This window comes from Cytophagia bacterium CHB2 (assembly GCA_030263535.1).
Lineage (GTDB): Bacteria > Zhuqueibacterota > Zhuqueibacteria > Zhuqueibacterales > Zhuqueibacteraceae > Coneutiohabitans.
In genome coordinates this window covers 1-1,619 of the sequence record SZPB01000674.1, presented here as the reverse complement: position 1 = coordinate 1,619, position 1,619 = coordinate 1, and the positions used below count along the sequence as shown (strand labels likewise).

Sequence of the window (1,619 nt, the reverse complement as noted above, 5' to 3'; positions counted from 1 at the left end):
TCACCGGCATTCGCGTTTCTCCGGAAATTGTCGGTGTGCAGTTTCATCCCGAGGCCGACCGCCGCAGCATGTTCGTGCATGCCGTCAAGCCGGAACGCAAGCAAGATATCATCGAAAAGCACGGCCCGGAGAAGTACGAAGAATTATTGCAGCGTCTTGAAGATCCTTCATATCTTGGCCCAGTGCGGCAAACGGTTTTGCCAAAATTTTTGGAGAACGCCATAAGGCGGCTCCGCCCGGAAACAGCCGGCGCCGATTTGAATTAGCAATACTCATTTACACACCGTCCGGGCGCATGATGGTTTGCGTTTGAACACGCGGCCAGCGGCGCGCGCCCCATCAGAAAATTGCGCCCGGACAGTGTTTTTCGATTTTATGGCTTCCTCTGTTCGTTTTCTAGACGACACACACAAAGACTTTGCGGCTTTCACTTCATCAAAATCATTCTTTGGGCCGCCTGAAAATTTCCCGCCTGCAATTGATACAGATAAACACCTGAGGCAACCTGGTTGCCGAGTTCATCTTTGCCATCCCAATGCGTTTGAAATTTCCCGGCAGCGTGCTGCGCATCGATCAATGTTCGCACAAGTTGCCCGGCCAAATTATAAACTACAACTTTGACTTGGCTCGGCTGCGGCAATTGATACTCGATAGTCGTTTCGGGATTGAAGGGATTGGGGTAGTTTTGGCTTAAACTGAAGTTGGCGGGTTGCTCCCCTTGCTGCTCAACGACGGAGGTCAGGCTGCGGCCCTCAATGGCAGTCATGAATTGATTGACCGCAACGTTCGTGTAGACTTCGGTCATTTTTGACGGCCAGCGAATCACCAGCGAATCGATCACCGTCGCATCGCCGAAACCGAAATGCACGCGCAGACTGTTGTGCCCGCCGAAACCGCTCTGTTGTGCAATCTCACGAATCTGCCACACGGCCGCACCTCGAATCATGGCTTTGGCGCGAATGCGCGTGCCAATAGCCGTGCGATTGGATACCGTGCCCACGCACTTGATGTTGATCCAAGTATTGTCATTGCCATCGTTGGCGTAAAGATAATTTGCAAGCGGCCCTTCATTTCCACCATCATTAACTACAAGTATATCCAAGTCGCCGTCATTGTCATAGTCACTTGTCGTGCAAGTAAATCCTCGCTCATTGGTAATTGCCTGACCCGTGACTCGAGTAAAATTGCCATGACCTTCATTCCTATAAAGAAGATTTCCACTTTGAGAATCGGTGGTCACGATTAAGTCCAAATCACCGTCGTTATCGAAATCGCCCCAACTGCTGCCAAAATGCGAACCGCTTGCGGTGACGATCGGGCCGGAATTCATGGGTTCAAAAGTACCATTGCCACGATTGCGATACAGCAGATTCGGACCGTGATACGTAGAAATAAACAAATCTAGATCGCCGTCATTGTCGTAATCTCCCCAACTCGCGCTTCTTGAGCTTCGACCTTCGCTCGTGATCTCGCTAGCGTTGGTAAGTTCAAGCGTGTTATTGCCATTATTTAAATAAAGCCGGTTGCAAAGAAAAGTGTTTTGCCCAATAGCATCTGTAACGAATAAATCCAGATCGCCGTCATTGTCGCAATCCGCCCAACTACCGCAAGTAGAATGC

General features: G+C 50.2%; 1 protein-coding gene. It reads right to left on the bottom strand.

All coding sequences use genetic code 11. The features are described from left to right. Positions 1-427 precede the first annotated feature (427 nt). The coding region (locus FBQ85_30125; protein MDL1879390.1) for a T9SS type A sorting domain-containing protein at positions 428-1,619 on the bottom strand (1,192 nt) is incomplete at its 5' end.